Source organism: Lutibacter sp. (assembly GCF_041562875.1).
GTDB lineage: Bacteria > Bacteroidota > Bacteroidia > Flavobacteriales > Flavobacteriaceae > Lutibacter.
Window position 1 is genome coordinate 1 of record NZ_JBFFOE010000022.1, and the last position, 21076, is coordinate 21076.

22 protein-coding genes and 1 tRNA gene are annotated in these 21076 nt (G+C 30.0%); 12 read left to right on the plus strand and 11 right to left on the minus strand.

What is annotated here, in order from left to right; all coding sequences use genetic code 11:
- Positions 1–559: TIGR00730 family Rossman fold protein (locus ABY863_RS04970; protein ID WP_372793162.1), on the plus strand; the 559-nt coding region annotated here is incomplete at its 5' end.
- Positions 560–624: 65 nt separating this feature from the next.
- On the opposite strand, the gene ABY863_RS04975 is transcribed toward ABY863_RS04970, so the two are convergent.
- Positions 625–1137 carry a nicotinate-nucleotide adenylyltransferase gene (locus ABY863_RS04975; RefSeq protein ID WP_372793163.1) on the minus strand — a complete coding sequence of 171 codons (513 nt, stop codon included), beginning with the start codon at positions 1135–1137 and terminating at the stop codon, positions 625–627.
- A 120-nt stretch (positions 1138–1257) separates the two neighbouring features.
- Positions 1258–1464 carry a dodecin family protein gene (locus ABY863_RS04980; protein ID WP_372793164.1) on the minus strand — a complete coding sequence of 69 codons (207 nt, stop codon included), beginning with the start codon at positions 1462–1464 and terminating at the stop codon, positions 1258–1260.
- A gap of 233 nt (positions 1465–1697) precedes the next feature.
- Between ABY863_RS04980 and ABY863_RS04985 the strand changes: the two genes are divergently transcribed.
- Entirely contained in the window at positions 1698–2330 is a 633-nt protein-coding gene (locus ABY863_RS04985; RefSeq protein WP_372793165.1) for a hypothetical protein, read from the plus strand.
- Positions 2331–2377: 47 nt separating this feature from the next.
- Here ABY863_RS04985 and ABY863_RS04990 read toward each other — a convergent pair whose 3' ends face one another.
- The 3 genes from ABY863_RS04990 to ABY863_RS05000 form a co-directional block, all read right to left on the minus strand.
- Complete coding sequence (locus ABY863_RS04990; RefSeq protein ID WP_372793166.1) at positions 2378–3673, minus strand: MgtC/SapB family protein; 1296 nt, start codon at positions 3671–3673, stop codon at positions 2378–2380.
- Positions 3674–3983: 310 nt separating this feature from the next.
- Positions 3984–4058: transfer RNA gene (locus ABY863_RS04995), tRNA-Pro, on the minus strand.
- A 49-nt stretch (positions 4059–4107) separates the two neighbouring features.
- Entirely contained in the window at positions 4108–4446 is a 339-nt protein-coding gene (locus ABY863_RS05000; RefSeq protein WP_372793167.1) for a thioredoxin family protein, read from the minus strand.
- A 164-nt stretch (positions 4447–4610) separates the two neighbouring features.
- Here ABY863_RS05000 and trxB point away from each other — a divergent pair, with 164 nt between their 5' ends.
- The 9 genes from trxB (at position 4611) to trpA (ending at position 14017) form a co-directional block, all read left to right on the plus strand.
- Positions 4611–5558 carry a thioredoxin-disulfide reductase gene (trxB, locus tag ABY863_RS05005; protein WP_372793168.1) on the plus strand — a complete coding sequence of 316 codons (948 nt, stop codon included), beginning with the start codon at positions 4611–4613 and terminating at the stop codon, positions 5556–5558.
- Positions 5559–5707: 149 nt separating this feature from the next.
- Complete coding sequence (locus ABY863_RS05010; RefSeq protein WP_372793169.1) at positions 5708–7291, plus strand: aspartate:alanine exchanger family transporter; 1584 nt, start codon at positions 5708–5710, stop codon at positions 7289–7291.
- A gap of 210 nt (positions 7292–7501) precedes the next feature.
- On the plus strand, positions 7502–8893 hold the full coding sequence (locus ABY863_RS05015; protein WP_372793170.1) for an anthranilate synthase component I family protein: 1392 nt from the start codon (positions 7502–7504) through the stop codon (positions 8891–8893).
- A gap of 3 nt (positions 8894–8896) precedes the next feature.
- Positions 8897–9475 carry an aminodeoxychorismate/anthranilate synthase component II gene (locus ABY863_RS05020; RefSeq protein WP_372793171.1) on the plus strand — a complete coding sequence of 193 codons (579 nt, stop codon included), beginning with the start codon at positions 8897–8899 and terminating at the stop codon, positions 9473–9475.
- 148 nt (positions 9476–9623) lie between these two features.
- The gene (gene trpD / locus ABY863_RS05025; RefSeq protein WP_372793172.1) at positions 9624–10613 is read left to right on the plus strand and encodes an anthranilate phosphoribosyltransferase; all 990 of its coding nucleotides are present in this window, start codon (positions 9624–9626) and stop codon (positions 10611–10613) included.
- Between the two features lie 24 nt (positions 10614–10637).
- The gene (gene trpC, locus ABY863_RS05030) at positions 10638–11423 is read left to right on the plus strand and encodes an indole-3-glycerol phosphate synthase TrpC (protein ID WP_372793173.1); all 786 of its coding nucleotides are present in this window, start codon (positions 10638–10640) and stop codon (positions 11421–11423) included.
- A 3-nt stretch (positions 11424–11426) separates the two neighbouring features.
- Complete coding sequence (locus ABY863_RS05035; protein WP_372793174.1) at positions 11427–12074, plus strand: phosphoribosylanthranilate isomerase; 648 nt, start codon at positions 11427–11429, stop codon at positions 12072–12074.
- The gene (gene trpB / locus ABY863_RS05040; protein ID WP_372793175.1) at positions 12071–13252 is read left to right on the plus strand and encodes a tryptophan synthase subunit beta; all 1182 of its coding nucleotides are present in this window, start codon (positions 12071–12073) and stop codon (positions 13250–13252) included. Before ABY863_RS05035 ends, trpB begins: the two co-directional genes overlap by 4 nt.
- Positions 13253–13255: 3 nt before the next feature.
- Positions 13256–14017 (plus strand): tryptophan synthase subunit alpha, encoded by a 762-nt coding sequence (gene trpA / locus ABY863_RS05045; protein ID WP_372793176.1) that lies wholly within the window; start codon positions 13256–13258, stop codon positions 14015–14017.
- Positions 14018–14035: 18 nt separating this feature from the next.
- Here the strand turns inward: trpA and ABY863_RS05050 are convergent, their stop codons facing one another.
- Positions 14036–14482: an FKBP-type peptidyl-prolyl cis-trans isomerase gene (locus tag ABY863_RS05050; RefSeq protein ID WP_372793177.1), complete on the minus strand. Its 447-nt coding sequence runs from the start codon at positions 14480–14482 to the stop codon at positions 14036–14038.
- A 183-nt stretch (positions 14483–14665) separates the two neighbouring features.
- Here ABY863_RS05050 and ABY863_RS05055 point away from each other — a divergent pair, with 183 nt between their 5' ends.
- Positions 14666–14899, plus strand: a complete 234-nt coding sequence (locus ABY863_RS05055) for a CDGSH iron-sulfur domain-containing protein (protein ID WP_372793178.1) — start codon at positions 14666–14668, stop codon at positions 14897–14899.
- 9 nt (positions 14900–14908) lie between these two features.
- On the opposite strand, the gene ABY863_RS05060 is transcribed toward ABY863_RS05055, so the two are convergent.
- From ABY863_RS05060 to ABY863_RS05080, 5 genes are all read right to left on the minus strand, one after another.
- Entirely contained in the window at positions 14909–15565 is a 657-nt protein-coding gene (locus tag ABY863_RS05060; RefSeq protein WP_372793179.1) for a uracil-DNA glycosylase family protein, read from the minus strand.
- Between the two features lie 7 nt (positions 15566–15572).
- Positions 15573–16262, minus strand: coding sequence for a M15 family metallopeptidase (locus ABY863_RS05065; RefSeq protein WP_372793180.1), 690 nt, complete (start codon positions 16260–16262; stop codon positions 15573–15575).
- The gene (locus tag ABY863_RS05070) at positions 16252–17868 is read right to left on the minus strand and encodes an amidohydrolase (protein WP_372793181.1); all 1617 of its coding nucleotides are present in this window, start codon (positions 17866–17868) and stop codon (positions 16252–16254) included. The genes ABY863_RS05065 and ABY863_RS05070 overlap by 11 nt, the downstream gene beginning before the upstream one ends.
- Before the next feature lie 4 nt (positions 17869–17872).
- Positions 17873–19276 carry a M20/M25/M40 family metallo-hydrolase gene (locus ABY863_RS05075; protein ID WP_372793182.1) on the minus strand — a complete coding sequence of 468 codons (1404 nt, stop codon included), beginning with the start codon at positions 19274–19276 and terminating at the stop codon, positions 17873–17875.
- A 65-nt stretch (positions 19277–19341) separates the two neighbouring features.
- A complete protein-coding gene (locus ABY863_RS05080) occupies positions 19342–21072 on the minus strand; it encodes a TonB-dependent receptor (RefSeq protein ID WP_372793183.1) in 1731 nt (576 codons plus the stop codon).
- Positions 21073–21076 lie beyond the last annotated feature (4 nt).

The following is a 21076-nucleotide window of genomic DNA, read 5'->3' on the forward strand; positions in this document are numbered from 1 at the left end:
CGACAATAAAAATAAATATTATAAAAAAGCAGAAAAAGTAGGCGCTGCTCTTTCTAAATTAGGTTTTACTGTAATGACTGGCGGAGGTCCAGGAATTATGGAAGCAGCCAATAAAGGTGCTTACGAGTCAGGAGGTTATTCGGTTGGGTGTAATATTGTACTCCCAGAAGAACAAAAGCCAAATCCCTATTTACATAAATGGATTAGTATTCCATATTTTTTCATGCGTAAATTTTTGTTGATGAAGTATTCATATGCTTTTATTGTAATGCCTGGTGGAATTGGTACTTTAGATGAATTGTTTGAGGCACTTACTTTAATTCAAACAAAAATGATAAAGCATTTCCCGATTGTTATTTTCGGAAAAGATTATCATAAAGAATTATACCACCACATTTTATTAATGGCAAAAAATGAAAGTATTAATGAAGAAGATATGAAATTGCTTTTTATTACAGATTCTATAGGTGAAATGGTAAATCATTTAAAAATTCATGCAGTTAAAAAATTTGGACTTACTAAGAAATCGTACAAAACTAAATGGTGGTTTGGTGAGTAAAATATGATAAAACAAAAAAAGAGTTGTTTTGAAACAACTCTTTTTTAAACTTTTAAAATTCTAACTTAAAGGAAATTCCCGTCTTCATCAACTTTTACTCTAATACGTTTATCACCATTTTTTAAAGTTATTTTATACTTTTTGTTAATTTTACCACCATTATTAGTATCGTGATAGCTAACTAAATAAACATCTTTTGCAAAAGCCCAATTTGGATATTGTTTTGCAACAGATTCAATAACAGCTCTAGGTAATGCTACATCTTTAAATCTTTCAGCAGTTCTTAAAATGTTGCCGTCTCCATCATAAGAAGCAAGAATATATCCATCAGGAATATAAAAAGATACTTCATAGGTATCATATTCATCTGTATAGAAATCAGCATCTTTTACATTAAAACCAGCGACTTTTTGTTCTAACAGAGTAACAGGAATTGAAGCGTTTTCAATACCAGTTTTGTTTAAGTATTTGTAATTTGTGGCACTTATTACAATTTCAGATAATTTTTCTGTTCTAATCTGAGCAAATGATTGGATGGCAAATCCAAAAATCAAAAAGCCAATAATTAATTTTTTCATGATTTCAATATGTTTTTAATTAATAGTTATATTTTTTTGTTACTGCTAAGTTATTTAGCATTTAATTTGCATACAATGAGGAATGTCAATTTTAGTTGGTTTTGAAAAATATTTTAAAACTTATTCATCTAAAATGCCAAAACTCACTTTTGTATTTACACGGTATTCTGTAATTTTATTGTTGTTTACCGTTACCTGCATATCTTCAATATATACAGATTTAATGTTTTTAACTGTTTTTGCAACTTCATTAATTACATTTTGAACAGCGTCCTCAAAACTTATGTTTGAGTTCCCTAAGATTTCAATAACTTTTAATACTGACATGATATTTGTTTTATTGGTTTATAATAAACAAAAGTATAATAGACTGTTTAATTGTAAAATGAGCCAAATCAATACTCCAAAAAAAATATTTTAATAAAACAATTTCATTAAAAAATAAGTGAATAATTATTATATAAAGTATATAAAGTGATATTAATCATTGTTGTGAATTGATATAAATCATTACAAACACAACTAAGAGTTTCTAATTTTATAATCTAAAAATTAGAGTCATGAAAAGAATATTTGTAATAATAGTATTGTTAGTTTTCACAGCTTGTTCTTCCATAAAATTTGTTGATAGTTGGAGAAATGAGGAAATATCTACTTTTAAACCAAAAAAATTATTGGTTGTTGGAATGACGGATAATCTTACCGCACGTAAGTTTTTTGAAGAAGAATTGAAGAAGTCTTTTGGGCTTCACGGTATTTATGCTGAAGAAAGTACCAATGTTTTTGATAAAACCTTTACCAAATCAAAAAAGAGTGAGGATGAAGTGAATGAGATGATAGAAGAAATAGCTGATAATGGATTTGATGCCGTTATAATTTCTGCTGTAAAAGGAGTTGATAAGAAAATAAGTTATCCGTCAAATTATTATTCAGTAGGGTATCGTTGGTCTCATTTCGGACATTATTACTTTAGATTTCAAGATGTTTATTACGACCCGGGATATTATGAATCATATAAGGTATATACTGTTGAAACTTCTATTTATAATTTAAATGAAGATGATGGTAAATCATTGGTATGGGTAGGGTCGTTAAATCTTATTGATCCACAAACAATTTCATCAACAGTAAAAGAGTATGTAGCTAAAATAATTAAACAGTTAGAAAGTGAAAAATTGATTGAAAAACAATAATTAAGGAAATGAATTAAAAGGGAGGGGGGTAAAATAGTTAGTTTAAATTATTTATTTAGAAGTAAAAAGCCCATTAAACCTGCAATAAAAATAAGCCCATAACCTATAAGAACATATTTTTTTAGATTTTTGCTTCCAAACCACAAACTTATCGCTATTTTCGCTAAGGTATTAGTTAATGTAGCCAGTAAAATAGTATTTTGAGCAGTTAAAAATTCAATAGTTGTACCTCCTAATTTAGAAACCGAAATAGCAATAGCATCAATATCTGATAAAGCACTAATTGCACCCGATATATAAATTCCTTTCTCACCAAATTCTTTACTCGCATAACTTATCAATATTAATATGCCTGTGTAAAAAATACCAAAAAATACAGCACCTTTTATGTTAAGCGGATTGGCAAACGGCAGAGAGCCTTTGAAAGACTCTTTTATATGTTGTTTTTTATAAAAGAAAAAGGTTACACCCAATGCTGTTATAAAAATGATACATAAAGGAAGTATCAATCCAGTAAGTAATGATTTATTAAAAATATAGACCAAAATAAAAATCCTGACCACCATTATAGTTGCTGCTGAAAAAATTCCTACTGCATAATTTGTAGAAAGAGTTGAGGTTTCTTGACTTTTTTTAGAAAAGATCCAAGTAACGATAGTACTTGAAACCAAACCTCCAAAAATACCAGTTAGTAATATACCTTTGTAGGTGCCCAAAAATTTCATTAAAATATAACCAACAAATCCAATGCCAGAAGTTAATACAATAACCCAGCCTACTTCTCTTGGATTAAATACATTAAATGGACCAAAATTTATATTAGGTAAAAAAGGTAAAATTAATAGTGCAATAACCACAAAGCGAATAAAAGCATATAACTCTTCTTGGGTTATTTGTCCTATAATATTTTTAAACTTTATCTTTAGAGATAGCAATACTACCACTATTACAGTAAGTGCTAAACTTGCATTTATTTGCCCCATAAATGTTAAGCCGCCGAGTAAGAAAGTGAGAATTGTAGCAAACTCTGTAGTACCACCAATTTTTCCATCATGTGCACTAACCCAATATGAAATGGCTACAATTAAAACAACACTTAAAAAACCTGCAATAAAAATCCATTGGTAAAAAATTAAACTTAGAAAGGAGGTAATAAACCCCATTAATGCTACAAGTGTAAATGTACGCATACCTGCAAAAACTTCTTCTTTTTCAGAATATTGAGAAAACTCTCGTTCCAAGCCTAAAACCAAACCAATACCAGCAGTAATTAGCATTCTAATCAAAAAATCTAATTGTGTGAGTTGAAAATTTTCAGTTTGTATGATAAAAACATCTTTCATATCAGTTTAATAAAGTTAATTATAAATTTTTAGAAACTGACAAAATTGAGGCAAAAGTTAAAATTACAATTTCAGCCAGTTTTGATAACTGATAACTTCAAAATTCAGACATAAATGTTAGGTATTCAGTCATTAACATTTGAAATTTTATAAATAATAATTTAGTTCATCATTATTTTAGAAGGTTATAGTGTAGCTTTTAATTTGATAATTTAATTACGGATATTTTTTTATTCAATAGTTATTGATAATAAAAAAACAGGGTATAAAAAATAAAAAAACTTTTCGCATTTCTGTGAAAAGTTTTTTGTCGGGGTGGCAGGATTCGAACCTGCGGCCTCCACGTCCCAAACGTGGCGCGATAACCGGGCTACGCTACACCCCGAATAATTTCGGTCTGCAAATATAATACTATTAAGATAGTATACAAACAATTATTCAAAAATTAGTTTATAAGGTCTTTCAATAGCTTCTTGCAATTCATAAATACCAATATTTCTACTTTTTCTTATGGTTTCTTTTCCTTCAAAAAACACTAAAATTGTTGGTTCAACAAAAGCACTATACTTAGCAGCTATTTCAGATGAAAAATTTAAATCAATAGTATAAAAATTAATTTTTTGAAAATAGGTATTTAGAAGGTTTTTAACTTTAGGTTCAAGAGCTTCTCCAACATTACAAGAAATAGTATTAAAATACAGCAACACGGCTATTTCAGATTTTAAAATTTCTTCAAGTTCTTCAAGTGAATTTATAGATTTTGATTTGTTCATTTTATAAAAATTACAGCAATTAAAGCTAAGCAAAAATATGCTATTTCTTCTAAAATGATAATATATTAAAGATACTTATAATAGCATTATGAAAAACTATAAACAAACACCTAAATTTATAATAAAATGCCATAAATTTGTTCATCAAAATAAAAAGAAGAATTATGTCTGATACTATAGAAAGAATAAAATGTTTAATAATTGGTTCGGGACCTGCAGGTTATACAGCTGCAATTTATGCTGCAAGAGCAGATTTGAAGCCAATTATGTATACTGGAATGCAAATGGGAGGTCAATTAACAACGACTACTGAAGTAGATAATTTTCCTGGTTACCCAAATGGAACTGATGGAACTGCTATGATGGAAGATTTAAAAAATCAGGCAGAACGTTTTGGTACTGAAGTTAGATTTGGGCTAGTTACAAAAGTGGATTTTAGTAAAGAAGTAGGCGGGATTCATAAAATTACTGTTGATGAATCAATACAAATTGAAGCTGAATCGGTAATTATTTCAACAGGAGCAACTGCAAAATATTTAGGCTTAGAAAGTGAACAACGTTTAATTGGTGGTGGAGTTTCTGCTTGTGCAACTTGCGATGGGTTCTTTTATAGAAAACAAGATGTTATTGTAGTTGGTGCAGGTGATACAGCGGCTGAAGAAGCAACGTACTTATCTAATATTTGTAATAAAGTTACATTATTAGTAAGAAAAGATTATATGAGAGCTTCAAAAGCAATGCAACATAGAGTTGATAAAACCGCAAATATTGAAGTAAAATATAATACTGAAATAGATGAAGTTTTAGGTGATAATGTTGTAGTTGGTGTAAGAGCAGTAAATAATAAGACGGGTAAAAAAGAAGTAATTGATGTTACGGGTGTTTTTATAGCTATTGGACATAAACCAAATACTGATATTTTTAAAGGTGTTTTAGATATGGATGAAACAGGTTATTTAATTACCAAAGGTAAATCTACCAAAACTAATTTACCAGGTGTATTTGCCGCAGGTGATGTGCAAGATAAAGAATACAGGCAAGCTGTAACAGCTGCTGGAACAGGTTGTATGGCTGCATTAGATGCTGAACGTTATTTAGGTTCTTTAGATTAAAGAATAGAATAATTTACAAAAAAATGCCTAGGTTTTTAACCTAGGCATTTTTTTGTTGATTGGATTGTGCAACCGTTTTCGTGATTTCAAGACTAAAAATATTTATATTAAAAAATACAAACTAATTTTGTACTCTCAAACATTAAAAAATGAATTTGTTATCTAATAGTTACGTTATATTATTTTTAATTATTTTAATTGGGTTTATCATAGGTCGAATTAAAATTAAAGGAATATCATTAGATGTGTCCGCTGTTATATTTGTGGCTTTAGTTTTTGGGCATTATGGATATGAAATTCCAAAGGATTTTCAATATTTAGGATTGGTTTTATTTATTTTTACTATTGGAATACAAGCAGGACCTAGCTTTTTTGAATCCTTTAAAAAACAAGGGAGAGAATTAGCAATGCTAGCTTCAATATTAATTATTACTGCTGGAATTATAGCATATTGCGTTTATTATTTTGGAGGTATTGATAAGAATTTAACTATTGGATTGTTAAATGGATCATTAACAAGTACACCAGGTTTGGCAGCAGCTATAGATGCTACAGGTTCTTCATTGGCTTCAATTGGCTATGGTATTGGTTATCCTTTCGGGGTAATTGGAGTCATACTTTTTGTTAGTTTAATGCCAAAAATTATTGGAGTTAAAGTAAAAGAAGAAGAAGAAAAATATAAAAATGAACTCTCAATAGATCATCCTGAAATTTTAAGAAAATATTACATTGTAGAAAATGAAAATGTAATAGGGAAAAATTTAGGGGAATTAAACATTCGTTTTATGACTAAAGCGGTGATTTCAAGAGTTATGCATGACAATCATGTGATTGCGCCTTCACCAGAATTGGTTCTTCAAAAAGGAGATATTATTAAAGCAGTAGGTACATTAGATGCTTTAGAAAGGGTAACAATTTTAGTTGGGCCAGAAACAGATACTGAAATTCCTACAGATAAGAATTATGAGGTAAGAGCTATTTTAGTAACAAATAAAGAGGTTGTAAAAAAAACATTGGGACAATTAAATATGTTTAATACTTATGGAGCAACCGTAACCAGAATTAGACGTTCAGGTATTAATATTTCACCAAGTCCATCATCAACACTAAAATTTGGGGATAAAATTATTGTTGTTTGTAATGAGGAGAATATGAAACGTGTAAGTCATATTTTTGGAGATGATGATCGGAAGCTATCAGATACAGACTTTTTCCCTATTGCGGCAGGTATTTTATTGGGTATTTTAGTAGGGAAACTAAGTATTAATTTTGGAGATTTTTCGTTTAGCCTTGGTTTAACAGGGGGTATTTTATTAGTAGCCTTAATATTAGGTCGAACAGGTAAAACAGGGCCTATAATGTGGACTATGACTGGTGCAGCTAATCAATTATTAAGACAATTTGGGTTGCTGTTCTTTTTAGCAGCCGTTGGTACAAATGCAGGATCCAGTTTGGTTGAAACTTTCTCTAAATATGGGGTTGAATTATTTGTCTATGGTATAATTATTACCCTTGTACCAATGATTATTACAACAATTATTGCTCGTTATTTTATGAAATTGAATATGCTTGTTTTACTAGGTACTTTGACAGGAAGTATGACCAGTACTCCTGGTTTGGCAGCTTTAGATAATATGACAGATACTGATGCGCCAGCTGTGGCTTATGCAACAGTTTACCCAATTGCAATGGTTTTATTGATTATAGTAGTACAAATATTGAGTTTAATTTAAAACAATGTTGTTTTATATAATTATTTCAAAGAATAGTTTGCATATTTAAAAATCTATGCTAAATTTGTCCAATAATGAAGAATAATACATTAAATATGAATTGGTGGTGGAACTCTCTTAAACAATAAGCGAGCTAGATCTACTATATTTATATTCCAATATATAACAAAAGGACTTATCGCGAGATAAGTCCTTTTTTATTTCAAAAAAATGAAAAAAATAAAATTTAAAACAATTTCTAAAACTCAATTGGCCGATACAATTACACCTGTTGGAATGTATTCGAAGATTAGAGATAAATATGCCAATAGTTTATTGTTAGAAAGTTCAGATTATCACAGTAAAGAAGAAAGTTTTACATTTATTTGTGTTGAACCTATTGTGACATTAAAAGCTGATAAAAATACTTTTTCGTATCACTATAAAAATAAGGAACTCGATACAAAAAGTATTGAAAATAATTTTTACAATATTTTTGAAACATATTCTAAAACTATTGAAATAGATTGTGAAGAAACCATAAAATCGTACAATGGCTTTTATGGATACATTTCTTATAATTCCATTCAATATTTTGAAACTATTAAGTTGAAAGCTAAAAAAGCACCTTCTGAAATTCCTGATTTTCAGTTTAGCTTTTTTAAATTTATAATTGCAATCAATCATTTTAATGATGAATTAACGCTTGTTGAAAACATTGAAGAAGGCGAGGAATCAAGAATAGAAGAAATTCAAACTTTAATAAATGCACGCACCTACGGTTTGTATAAATATGAATCATTAGGTGAAGAATCTTCAAATTGTACCGATGAAGAATTTAAAAATAACGTTACAAAAGCAAAAGAACATTGTAAACGAGGCGATGTTTTTCAATTGGTATTATCGCGTCAGTTTCAACAAAAATTTTCAGGCGATGAGTTCAATGTTTACAGAGCATTACGTTCTATAAATCCATCTCCATATTTGTTTTATTTCGATTATGGGAATTTCAAATTAATGGGATCTTCACCAGAAGCGCAAATTAAAATTGATGAAGAAAAAGCCATAATCAACCCAATTGCTGGAACGTTTAGAAGAACTGGTGATATGGCTAAAGATATTTTGTTAGGTGAAAAACTTTCAAACGATAAAAAAGAAACTGCCGAACATGTAATGTTGGTAGATTTAGCACGGAATGATTTGAGTAAACACGCAAGTAACGTGCAAGTTGAGGTTTTTAAGGAAGTTCAATATTTTAGTCACGTTATACATTTAGTATCAACAGTTCAGGGAAAACCAAAAGGGAAAGCTATTGAAATTGTTGGAGATACATTCCCAGCAGGAACATTAAGTGGCGCGCCAAAATTTAAGGCTATGGAATTAATTGACGCCTATGAAAACCAAACTCGAGGTTTTTATGGTGGCGCCGTTGGTTTTATTGGGTTAGATAATAGTGTGAATTTAGCAATAGCCATCCGTTCTTTTGTAAGTAAAAAGAATACATTATACTATCAGGCAGGAGCAGGAATTGTAATGAAATCAAATGAAGAAGGTGAGTTACAAGAAGTAAATAACAAGTTAGCTGCTTTGAAAAAAGCATTAATCTTAGCAGAAAAAATTTAGAAGATGAAGATTTTAATATTAGATAATTACGATTCATTTACTTACAATCTAGTTCATATGGTTGAAGATATTACTGGGGAATATCCAGCAGTATTTAGAAATGATAAAATTTCAATAGAAGCTATTAACGAGTATGATTTAATTATTTTATCTCCAGGTCCAGGTGTTCCAGATGAAGCAGGAATTTTAAAAGAAGTCATTAGAACGTATGCACCAACAAAACCAATTTTAGGAGTTTGTTTAGGCTTACAAGCCATTACTGAAGTATTTGGAGGTTCATTAGAAAATTTAGATTCAGTTTTTCATGGAGTTGCCACAAACATTAAAGTAACAGATTTTGATGCTATAATTTATAAAGGTTTGCCCGCTGAATTTGAAGTAGGACGCTATCATTCTTGGATTGCTTCATTGAAAGATTTCCCTTCAGAATTAGAAATAACAGCTGTTGATGAGTTTGGAGATATTATGTCATTACAGCATAAAACATATAATATAAGTGCAGTGCAATATCATCCTGAATCTATTTTAACACCTTTAGGAGAAAAAATTGTAAGAAATTTTATAGAAGCAAATATAAAATAAATGTCATAATGATGAAGCAGTATGTCATATCGAGCGCAGTCGAGATATTTGATAAATGAAAATGGTTTAGAATTGTTCACTCAGCATAGTCGAAGTGAAATAGCTAAGATTTCAACTCCGCTCAATCACCATAATATAAAAAATTATAATGAAAACAATATTAAACAAACTATTTGAGCAACAACGCTTAACAAAGCAAGAAGCTAAAGAAGTACTTATTCAAATAGCAAATGAAACTTACAATGCATCTCAAATGGCTTCATTTTTAACTGTTTTTATGATGCGTCCAATTTCAGTAAATGAATTGGCTGGTTTTAGAGAGGCTTTGTTAGAATTGGCTTTAAAAGTAGATTTATCTGAATTTAATACTATTGATTTATGTGGCACAGGAGGAGATGGTAAAAATACATTTAACATTTCAACCTTAACTTCATTTGTAGTTGCAGGAACAGGAAATAAAGTGGCTAAACACGGAAATTACAGTGCTTCATCTGTAAGTGGCTCTTCAAATATGTTAGAATATTTAGGCTATAAATTTACAAATGATGAGACAACTCTGAAAAGTCAATTAGAGAAAGCAAATATTTGTTTTTTACACGCTCCATTGTTCCACCCAGCAATGAAAGCTATTGGGCCTGTTCGTAAGGAATTAGGTTTAAAAACCTTTTTTAATATGTTAGGCCCGTTAGTAAATCCTAGTAATCCACAAAATCAATTAGTGGGTGTTTTTAATTTAGAAGTTGCTAGAATTTATAATTATTTATTGCAAGAAGCTTCAAAAAATTATGGTATTGTTTATAGTTTAGATGGTTATGATGAAATTTCTTTAACAAGTGGATTTAAATTTTTTACAAAACAAAACGAACAGTTAATTTCCCCTGAAGAGTTAGGTTTAAAAAGTTTAAAACAGTCTGAAATTTTTGGAGGTGATTCTGTAGCAACATCAGCCAAAATTTTTGTTTCAATAATAGACGGTAAAGGAACTGAAGCTCAGAATAATGCAGTGTTGGCAAATGCAGCCTTTGCATTAAAAATAATAGACGAAACTAAATCATTTGAAACGGCTTTTGAAGAAGCAAAAGAATCTTTGGTTAGTTTAAAAGCAAAGGATAGTTTAGAAAAATTAATAAACTTTTAATCTTTTAATTTTTTAATAAAAATTATGAATATTTTAGATAAAATAATAGCACATAAAAAGCAAGAAGTTGCTCAATTAATGAAAGAAGTTTCACTTGAAAAACTAGTAAAAAGTCCTAATTTTAATCGTACGCCAATTTCATTAAAACAAGCTTTAACGGCCAAAAATTCTACAAGAATTATTGCAGAGTATAAAAGGCAATCCCCTTCAAAAGGAATTATTAACGATAAAGTCTCTATAATTGAAGTTACTCAGGGATATTTAGAAGCCAATGTTGCAGCACAATCTATTTTAACTGATACTCAGTTTTTCGGAGGTAGTATTTTAGACATCATGCAAGCAAGAACAGTGAATGAAATTACTCCAATTTTAAGAAAAGATTTTATTGTTGACGGATTTCAAATTGTGGAAGCAAAAGCAATTGGAGCTGATGCAATTTTGTTAATTGCAGCTTGTTTAACAAAGCAAGAGTTGAAAAATTACGGAAAATTGGCTGAAGATTTAGGCTTAGATGTTTTGTATGAAGTACATAGCCAAGAGGATTTAGATAAAATTGAGCTTGACAATAAAATTATAGGGGTTAACAATAGAAATTTAAAAACTTTTGAAGTTGATTTGGAGCATTCTATTAAATTGGCAAGTCAAATACCTGATAGTTGTATTAAAGTTTCAGAAAGCGGTTTGACTGATCCAAGAGTTATAACAGGTTTAAAAGAATTTGGTTTTCAAGGGTTTTTAATAGGTGAGAATTTTATGAAAACTGAAAACCCAGGCTATGCTTGTCAAGAATTTATATCTCAAATAAGATAAAAAATGAAAATTAAAGTTTGCGGAATGCGAGATAAAGAAAATATTGAAAGCTTAATTGCTTTGAAACCTGATTTTATGGGGTTTATTTTCTATAATAAATCAAAGCGTCTTGTAACTGATTTTCCAAAAGTTAAAATTCCTTCAACAATAAAAAAAGTAGGTGTTTTTGTTAATGAAACTATTGAAGAGGTTTTAAATTTTGTTGAGAAATACCAATTAGATTGTATTCAGTTACATGGAGATGAATCGCCTGAATATTGTAAAAAATTGCTTAATAGTCATCTTGAGCGCAGTCGAAAGATCAATTCAGATTATGTTAAGTTGGGTATTATAAAAGCTTTTTCAGTAGATGAAAATTTTGATTTCAATACTACAAAACTATATAAAAATTGTTGTAATTACTTTTTGTTGGATACAAAAGGAAATGATTATGGTGGTAATGGCATCAAATTTAATTGGGAAATACTTCAAAAATATAAAGGGAATATTCCTTTTTTATTAAGTGGTGGTATTTCAGCAAAAGATGTAAATGAAATTAAAAAAATAAATCATCCTCAATTAATTGGTGTTGATGTAAATAGTGGTTTTGAAATTAAACTAGCATTAAAAGATATAGAAAAATTAAAAGAATTTAAAAGCAATCTATTATGAATTATTTTGTAGATGAGAATGGGTATTACGGACAATTTGGAGGTGCTTATATTCCTGAAATGTTATATCCAAATGTAGAAGAGTTACGCCAAAAATATTTAACAATAATGTTAGAATCTTCTTTTCAAAAGGAGTTTCAAGAACTATTAAAAGAATATGTTGGAAGGCCAACGCCGTTGTATTTCGCAAAGCGTTTGTCTGAAAAATATAACACAAAAATTTACTTAAAGCGTGAAGATTTATGCCATACAGGCGCACACAAAGTTAATAATACCATTGGACAAATTTTAATGGCAAAACGTTTAGGGAAAACTAGAATTATTGCAGAAACAGGAGCCGGACAACATGGCGTTGCAACAGCAACCGTTTGTGCTTTAATGGGCATTAAATGTATTGTGTATATGGGTGAAATTGATATTGCGCGTCAAGCGCCGAATGTAGCTCGTATGAAAATGTTAGGAGCAACAGTTGTTCCTGCTTTATCAGGAAGTAGAACATTGAAAGATGCTACAAATGAAGCAATTCGTGATTGGATTAACAACCCTGTTGATACTCATTACATTATTGGTTCAGTAGTAGGACCACATCCGTATCCGGATATGGTAGCTCGTTTTCAATCAGTTATTTCAGAAGAAATTAAAAAACAATTATTAGAAAAAGAAGGAACTAAAAATCCGGATTATGTGATTGCTTGTGTTGGAGGCGGTAGCAATGCTGCAGGTGCTTTTTATCATTATTTAGATGAAGAATCTGTGCAATTAATTGCTGTAGAAGCAGCGGGTTTAGGAATTAATTCTGGTGAAAGTGCTGCGACTAGTGTTTTAGGGAAAGAAGGAATTATTCACGGAAGTAAAACGTTGTTAATGCAAACTAAAGATGGTCAAATTACAGAACCTTATTCTATTTCCGCAGGTTTAGATTATCCAGGAGTTGGACCTTTACATGCTCATTTATGTGAGTCAAAAAGAGCTGAATTTATGGCTGTAACGGATGATGAAGCAATGCAAGCAGGGTTAGAATTGTGTAAGTTGGAAGGAATTATTCCTGCTATTGAAAGCTCACATGCTTTAGCTGTTTTTAAAAAGAAAGAATTTAAAGAAAATGATGTTATTGTATTAAACTTATCTGGAAGAGGCGATAAGGATTTAGATACATATATAAACTATTTTAAGTTGTAGATTATGAATAGAATAAATCAAAAATTACAGGAAGATAAAAAATTGTTATCTATTTATTTTACAGCTGGGTATCCACAATTGAATGATACAGTTTCAATTATTGAGAACTTAGAAAAAAGTGGAGTAGATATGATAGAAATTGGATTGCCATTTAGTGATCCTTTAGCTGATGGACCTACAATTCAGGCAAGTTCAACAGCTGCTTTGAATAACGGAATGACAAGTGAAATGTTATTCAATCAGTTAAAAGACATAAGAAAAACAGTATCAATTCCTTTATTAATTATGGGCTATTTTAATCCTATGATGCAATATGGAATAGAAAATTTCTGTAAAAAATGTGCTGAAATTGGTATTGATGGATTGATAATTCCAGATTTGCCAGTTAAAGAATACACAGAAAAATATAAAGCTATATTTGAAAAATATGGACTGATAAATGTATTTTTAATAACACCTCAAACTTCTGATGAACGTATTCGTTTTGTTGATGAAATTTCAAACGGATTTATTTATATGGTGAGTTCTGCAGCTGTTACAGGTTCTCAAAGTGGGTTTGGTAACGTTCAAGAGGCATATTTTAAACGTATTGCTTTAATGAATTTAAAAGCGCCTCAAATTATTGGTTTTGGAATTTCAAATTCAGAAACATTTCAGCAAGCTACGAAGTTTGCAAAAGGTGCAATTATTGGCTCTGCATTTGTGAATCATCTCACAAAAAATGGAGTAAATTCTATCAGTAAATTTATTGAAGCAATTCGCTAAAAATGTTTAGTAAATAAATTAATTCACTTTTAATAATTTAATTTCAAAAACTAATACGGATCCACCTGGAATTCCATTATAATTTTTACTGCCATATCCTAATTGTGAAGGGATTAACAGAATTCCTTCACCACCTTCATTAAAATAGGTGATTCCTTCTGTCCAGCCAGCAATAACCTGTTGTAAGTTAAATGAAATTCCTGCTGAATTGCTTTGATCGAATACAGTACCATTTAAAAAGTAGCCTTTATAATTAACTGTAACATTAGAATTACTGTTTGGTTTAGCTCCTTCTCCTTGAGTTTCTATAACATAATACAATCCGGAATTACTTTTTTTAGCAACTAAATTATGATCTTCAATATACTGAATAATATCTTCTTCAGTTTGAATTTTATTAGTTGAATCTTCATTATTACAAGAGATAAATAATAGTATGAGTAACAGGGGAAAATAGGATTTCATAAACTGAATTGTAAATTTAATTTGTTTACGAATATAGGGTTAATTAGATTTATATGAAACACATTTTTAAAACGATGAATTGATGTAAATCAACTAGTTTTATGAGTTATAAATTTCAGTTTTAAATTGCGAGATTGGTAATAGATTAATAACTTTGAATTCTAACTAATAAAAACAATACTTATGGAATTACCAAAAAGAGCTGGAGATAGTCCAATAGCAATAGCATTAGAAGAAGGAAAAAGATACGCTTGGTGTACTTGCGGTTTGTCAGAAAATCAACCACTTTGTGATGGAAAGCATAAAGGACAAGGAATGAGTCCACAAGTTTTTGTAGCCGAAAAAACGGAAACGAAACATTTTTGTACTTGTAAACAAACAAAGAACGGTCCATTTTGTGATGGTTCACACAAATAATAAAAGTATTTAAAAATATTTTTTGTATTGTAAAACCCTAAAATCAAATGTGTTGAATTTAGGGTTTTGTTGTTTTAATAGTTTGTAGTGTGGATTACTTCCAACTGCTCTATTAGCCGCTCCAGATGGAGCAGTTAATGAAACCACTTTTATAATTCTTTTATTTTGAATTGAAAACTCATGAATTCTGGGAGTTTCTAAAGAAGTAGGAGTAAGGTTAATGTTTTGCTCTTTAAGTTGTTTTCTTAAATGATATTCTGGTCCGTTTTTACTGTTTCCTCCAGTTAATAAAAGTGTATGAACTAAAGGGCTTTTTTTAAGAAAATAAAGCATATCACGTAAATTAATATCAGACATTCCTAAATCTGAAGCATCCATTTTTGCTCGTTGGCATGAATCAACAATATCACAAATTCCAATGTTATTTTTTATTAAGAAGTTCTTTCTTTGCTGAATTGCAAAATCCGTAGTTTCAAATTTTAAGTTTAGATTGAAGATTGTATCTAAGATTTTCCATAATTGTCCGTCAATACTTCCATAACAAAAATTTACATCACCATTTTTTAAATTTCCTACTGAAAACCGAGGAGGTGGTAAAGTGCCAACAATTAACTTGGTAGCCTGTTCAGGAATAAATGGTTTGTATGGGTGTTTATGGGTAAACATTCACTAGTTATTCAATTGTAAAATTAAAATAGGTGTTAGGATATGGTTCATTGCGTAATGTAAAATGCCACCATTCTTGTAGATAATTTCTAAAATTGTATTTTTTCATTACATCTTGTAAAATTTTACGATTTTTAATTTGTTTTGAAGTTAAATTCTGATTAGAAACCCAAGATTCTTTTCCGAAAAAATCATAAGGACTTCCCATATCTAATTCCTCTTTTTTCTCTGTAGACAAATCAATTATAGTAATATCAACAGTGCTACCTCTACTATGTCCAGAGCGAGAGGTAATATAGTGTTCTTTGAACAAATTCTTTTTTTTAACATTGGGATAAAATTCATTTTTTTTAAGTGTATCACCTAAAATTTTAGCCCAACTCACAAAATGATCTACGGCCATTTGAGGTCTGTAGGCATCATAAACTTTTAGCCCTAAATGATGTTTTTCTAACTCTTCCTGAACTTTTTTTAAAGCTATTGCAGTTTCTTTCGTTGTAATAACTTCGGCTTTAGAATACCCATTTATTTGTTCTCCAATAAAGTTGTTAGCCCCAAAATATCGCATTTCAACGTCAATAGATGGAATAACGTTTTTTAAATACACAAAACCTTCAGGCAAATCTTGTGCATAGTTTTTAATAGTTATAATTAAAAATAAAATAAGAACTAAATAGTTAATTTTTTTATTTAACACGCTCACCATTTATATAGGTTTCTTCTGCTTTAATATAGGGTATTTTGTTTTCTTCTACTTCCATAATGTTTTTGTCAAGAATTATAAAATCTGCCAGTTTTCCAACCTCAATACTACCTTTTTCATTTTCTTCAAAATTAGAAAAGGCTGCCCAAATAGTCATTCCTTTTAAAGTTTCTTCACGTGTTAACGCATTTTCCATTTGAAAGCCATTTTCAGGATAATTATTTAAATCTTTTCGAGCAACAGACGCATAAAAAGTTAAAAATGGACTTACTTTTTCAATAGGGAAATCGGTTCCTAAAGCTATTCTTCCATAGTTGTTTAGTAAATCTTTATAAGCATAAGCACCTTTTATTCTTTCGGCTCCAACTCTGTCTTCAGCCCAATACATATCAGAAGTTGCGTGTGTTGGTTGTACTGAAGGTAAAATATTGTCGAAATATTTAAAATCCTCTTTATCAATAATTTGTGCGTGCTCAATTCTCCAACGTCTATCTGTTTTTCCTTTTAAAACATCTTTATATGTTTTTAATAGTAAGTAATTAGCCGAATCGCCAATTGCATGTGAATTCATTTGATAATCTGAAGCTGCAATTTGTTTGGCAATATTCATGAACTCTTCAGGCGAAGCTAAAAGTGCTCCAAAATGATTGTGTTTGTCTGAATATGGTTTTTTCATTGCTGCACCTCTAGAGCCCAATGCTCCATCACCGTAAACTTTTATGGAGCGTACATTTAAGCGATCTGTTTTTAGAATTCCTTTAGTTAAATAATAATCTAAATCTTTGGGAGTGTTAGTAACCATTGCATAAATTCTAATTTTTAATTCATTGGCTTGTTGTAAACTATCAATTAATTCAATTATTTCACGCGAAAGCCCAGCATCATTAACAGTTGTTAAACCTAAATCAACACAAATTTTTTCAGCATCTTTTAAGGCTTGAATTTGTTCTTGTTTTGAAGGTTTAGGAATTTTGACTTCAATTAATTCCATAGGATTATCAATAAAAACACCAGTTAATTTGCCTTCTTTTTGAAGTATTTCACCACCTGAAAAAGGTGTATTAATAGTAACCCCAGCCAAATCTATAGCAGTTTGGTTTGCTAATAATGCGTGACCATCAATTCTTGTGATAGAAACAGGAGTATTTGGAAATAATTCATCTAATTTTTCTTTTGTTGGGAATTCTTTTATTTCCCAATCATTTTGGTCCCAACCTCTACCAGTAATATAAGCTACGTTTTTCTCTTTCTGAAAATCAATAATTTTTTGAATAACTTCATCAAAACTTTTTGTACCCGTTAAATCTACTTTTTGTTGCTGCAATCCTAAACCGAAGAAATGACAATGCGCATCAATAAATCCTGGAATTATAGTTTTTCCTTTCACATCATTTACATAAGTTGAAGCATATTTTGATTGAATTTCTAAAGTTGTTCCAACGTCAATAATTTTCCCATCTTTTATGGCAAACGCTTCAGCTTTATCAAAATTATTGTTTACGGTGTACATAGTAGCATTAATGATAATAGTGTCTGCTTTTTCTTTTTTTGAACATGAAATTGTCATAGTAATAAGAAATAATAAGGTTAATTTTTTCATAGTATTATTTTAAATAAGTATCTAATAAGTAAATTAAAGATGTCATAGACGCAGCTCCTAATTCTAATTCACGTTTGTTTACCTTATCAAAAGTATCGGTTTCAGCATGATGATAATTGAAATAGCGTTGTGAGTCTGGCCTATATCCAAACAATGAAATGGTATCATTTTTTAGTGGTCCAATATCAGCACCACTTCCGCCTTTTTCCATATCGTGTAAACCATAAGGAGCCAATAGAGATTTCCAACTTATAAATAATTTTTGATTTTCTCCATTAGCATCAAATGAAAAACCTCTGGGAGTAAAACCACCAGAATCAGATTCAAGTGCAGCAATATGATTTTCATTATTTTTTTTAGCTTCTTCAGCATATTTTTCACCTCCTTTTGAACCATTTTCTTCATTCATAAATAAAACGACTCTAATGGTATGTTTAGGTTTTATACCATTTAATTTTAATAAACGTGCTACTTCAATAGATTGCACTATTCCTGCACCATCGTCATGAGCTCCATCTCCCAAATCCCAAGAATCTAAATGTCCACCAACTGTAATATATTTTTCAGGGAATTCACTTCCTGTAATTTCTCCAATCACATTAAATGAAGGAGCATCAGGTAAAGTTTTACAACTTTGTTTGAAGTAAAATTTTAAAGCTGGATTTTCTTTTAAGTATTCACTTAATAAGTTTGCGGCTTTTGTGCTAATTGCAGCCGTTGGCACTTTTTCTTCTTCTAATAAATCACCATAACTCATAACACCTGTATGTGGATAATCATCAATGCTATTTGTCATAGAGCGAACAATAGCGCCTAATGCACCAAATTTACCAGTAACCATTGCTCCTGAATATCTTTGATCAACGCAACCACCGTATGCTTGAAAGGTTCTAATTAAAGTATCATCAAAAGGGCGATTAAAAAACACGATTTTCCCTCTTAATTTTTCGCCTAATTCTTCGGCTTCTTTTAAACTTTTAACTTCTATAACTTCTCCGGTTATTCCATTTTCTAAAGTTGAAATTGAACCACCTAAAGCGCAAATAGGGACATTAAATTTAGTGTTGTTAACTATAAAATAAGCTTCTTCTTTTTCGCCACGTACCCAATGAGGAACCATAATTGGTTGTAACCAAACTTTATCAAAATCTAAATCAGTCATTAATTTTTCTCCCCACTCAACTGCTTGTTGTGCTTCAGGTGAACCAGATAAACGACCTCCAATATCATTTGATAATACATTTAGCCATTGGTAAGATTGTCCTTCATTGAGAGCTGAATTAAAAATTTGCTTAATAGTAATTGAATCAGTTTTATTAACAGTTTGTTGAATTTCTTTGTTCGATTTTACTTTGGAACAAGAAATTAATACCATAAGGAAACTTAAAGTAAAAAGAGTATTCTTCATTTTATGGAGTTTTTTTTAGGATTGTTAAAACTACATAAAAAAAGATTAAAATATTTAAACTAGTATTACAAATCAAATTTATAAGTAAGACCCGCTAAAATTTGCAATGTTTGTACTTGGTAATTTACAAATGTGTGGTATTTTTCGCCAAGAGCATTGTTAATTTTAGCAAATGCTGTTAATCTATCAGAAAAGATATAACCACCGCTTAAATTTAAATCCAGGTAAGATTTATTTTTAATTATATTACCATCTTCAGCAGTTAAACCATACGGAATTACAAAATCTTTGGTTTCACCATTATAAAATAATTTTGCACCAGCAAACCAATTTTTATTTTGGTAATCGGCTGAAATTGTTGCTTTTATTGCGGGTAAATTCCAAGCTTCTAATTCTGTTTCAGTAGTGAAGTTTGAATAATTTAAAGATCCGCTAAAGTCAAATTCTTCAGAAGCATCTATTGTGATTTCTGCTAAAAACCCTAAAGTTTTAATGTTATCATATATTACTTTAAAAGAATTTCCTGCTTCATATGAATTCTCTATAGCTACAGTTCCATCAGTTTTTGTTTGATTTTGAATAAACAAAGGTTTATTAATTTCAGATGTATGACTTACGTTAAAATTATAACCAATGTTAGAAGCCAATTTCCCTTTTGCACCTGCAAATGCTTTGTATTGTTTATCGGTTTGAAATATGTTTAGTGTTGGTGAAACATATGGGTTCTCGTTTGTGAAATCACTATAGGTATTTTGCACTAAATCACCTGTAACACCAGCAACAAGAATTAAAACTTCATCAATTATTTTTAATGAAGCAGTTACATTTGGGTAGGCATAAAAATCAGTATTTTTATGTTCTAAATCGTTGGTGTAATATAATTTAGCACCTAAATTTATGGTTAAATTTTCACGTAAAACTTCCAAATTTGGGCTAAAACCTAGATTTAAATAACTATGATTAAGATCATTAGATGTTTGGTAATTTTGTTTGAATTTACCTGCAACAAAATCAATACTAAATTCACTATTAATTAATTCTGTTGAAATGGGAAATTCGAATTTAGGTTTCACCAAAAGGCGAAATTCATTGCTGTTAAAGTTATCTGTAAAATTTTTAATTTCAGCAGTTGCACCTTTAAACAAAGAGTCTTCAAAATCAATTTTTCCACCAACATACAAATTTTTATAAACCTGCTCTTCATCTAAGTTATTAAAAAAAGTTGGGTCAAAAATAATAGCTGTTGGTAAACCATAGTAATTGTATTGTTTTCGTTGTATACCAGCATTCACTTGCCAATTGTAATCTCTATCAAATTGTTTGTAGTAACCATCAATTCTTGTATCAGAAAAATTATCGTTTAGCAATAAATCTTTGATGCCTCCTTCAGAAGAATGATGATTTATGAAGATTCCAAAGTCATTATATCTTGCATCACCTGAATGTAGATATGCTTCAAATAACGGACTTTTAAAATTTCCAAATCCGGCAGAAATATAGTTTTGAAACAAACGCTCTTTAGGTTCTTTAACAACACCTTTTGCTTTTCCTTTTGAAGGTGTAAAGGTTGAAGCTACTGGTATTGAAAATATGGTATAGGTTACTTTTTCTTTTTCAATAGTACTGGTATCTTCAATTGTTGGATTTGAGGTTACTTTAAAAGCATCTGAAATTGTTGGGATATATGGTTTTACAACATTTATCTCTTCAGTTTTTAGGGTATCCTTTTTTGTTTCCTGAGAATAAGAAAAACCAGTTATTAATAGTGTTAATGAAATTATAAGAAGCTTTTGCATATTT